Below are 1,673 nucleotides of genomic sequence, written 5' to 3'. Positions count from 1 at the left end.
AACTCATTTAAATCACTTTGCTATTAAGTACAAATTGATTCTTAGAGCGAACCAGATTGCTTGGCAGGAGCTTAAAAATATGGCAGCTTAAAATTGACCGTGCGTAACATGAGTAATTTAGAGCCACACAAAACCCTTTCCTGGGAATGGTTCCCCCGCAACCAACTACCCAACAAACTATTTCTCCCCCTAAAAAACCTATTAAAAAAACAGAACTTAGACAATTTAACAAAGCTATAAAATATTTTTTTAAAAAATCATAAAATAACAGTAGAACATCCCTCAAATTAAGTTTAAAATACCTACCTCTCCGGGCCCATAGCTCAGTTGGTCAGAGCAGCGGACTCATAATCCGTTGGTCCTAGGTTCAAGTCCTAGTGGGCCCACCAATAAAATCAAGTAGTTACGTGTAGTTAAAAAAAATTAAAGACCTCTGAGGGGCACTGATGGGGCACTTAGAAATAACAAATGACAACTATTCACAATAGTTTTAAGGCATCTGCTATAGGAATAAAGCCATGACTTATAGTTGTGCTATCATGCTTTTCAGATCCTACGGTTGCGATTCCAATAACCTCATCATCACTATTTAATACAGGTCCACCACTTATTCCATGAGTTATCGGAATATCGATTAACCACACATTTATACCAAGAACTTTTTTCCTTTGAGTAATCCTTCCCATATTACAATGATAGTGATCACCTATATTGTAACTTGGAAAACCTATTAACTTGATTTCATCACCTTGTTTTAACTTAGCACTATCCCCTAACCTAAGCGGGACTATGCCTTGAAAATTGTTCCCAAACTTAAAAATTGCCAAATCTTTGCTTTTAGAGGAATTATGTAGAACCGCCTTTCTCTTAATGTCACGATCATAAAATCTAAAAAAATCTAACAAACAACTGGTTTCACTCGTTACTCCCTCTACAACATGCCAAACAGTCACCAAGCCTAATTTGTCGACTAGAAAAGCTGTTCCCTGAGTACCTTCAATACTATGCTCAACAATGAATATACTATCAGCGAGAATATCATTTGAAGTTTTTTTCAGATTTTCATCGGGCTCGCCATTAAGAACACTGTACTTATAAAGCAGCTTTTTATAGATACTATCTTGATTGCCTCTTACCATGCCAATATAGTTAATGCGACCTTTTATGACTAAATTAAAATATGCTGATGGTTCAGAAAGAATTCTTTTTTTATCGTATGTTCCATGGTCTTTTTCTAAATAGCTGGTGATATATTCTTTAGCTCCTGCCTCTAAACCAAATCTTTCCCAAGCATAAAGCATAGATCGAGTTTTATTAATAAAACCACGTTGTACATTAGTTTTATTATTTACAACTATACCCGTAACTTTTTGACTTTGTGTAATATGATGCAATCGACATTTACTCAAATTAATTTCAAAGCCATTGTTTTCTATTATTTTTTGCAACTTATTCCCTGGAGTAATATTCTCATCCCCGTTCAAACAGATGATATTAGGGGGCAATTTATTTTTCTGGCAGGAAAATGAAAAAGTTAGATCATCTACGTATCTAGTGATATAGGCGCGGATTTTTAGACGAAAAAAAGGTATTTTTAAGAGCTATTCTTCTAATATAAGAGGGGAATAGAATGACCAAAAAGCGAAATTATTACACTGCATCAAAAAAATCAA

The 1,673-nt window shown here is 34.6% G+C and carries 1 protein-coding gene and 1 tRNA gene; one reads left to right on the top strand and one right to left on the bottom strand.

Annotation, left to right across the window (positions count from 1 at the left end; all coding sequences use genetic code 11):
- The first annotated feature begins 312 nt into the window (after positions 1-312).
- A tRNA-Ile gene (locus ELY15_RS15645) sits at positions 313-389 on the top strand.
- Between the two features lie 90 nt (positions 390-479).
- Here the strand turns inward: ELY15_RS15645 and ELY15_RS15640 are convergent.
- Positions 480-1,448 carry a serine protease gene (locus tag ELY15_RS15640; RefSeq protein ID WP_158617530.1) on the bottom strand — a complete coding sequence of 323 codons (969 nt, stop codon included), beginning with the start codon at positions 1,446-1,448 and terminating at the stop codon, positions 480-482.
- Positions 1,449-1,673 lie beyond the last annotated feature (225 nt).

Source organism: Legionella sp. km772 (genome assembly GCF_003989735.1).
GTDB lineage: Bacteria > Pseudomonadota > Gammaproteobacteria > Legionellales > Legionellaceae > Legionella.
The sequence above is the reverse complement of the archived record's forward strand: the minus strand, read 5'-3'. Positions and strand labels throughout refer to the sequence as shown.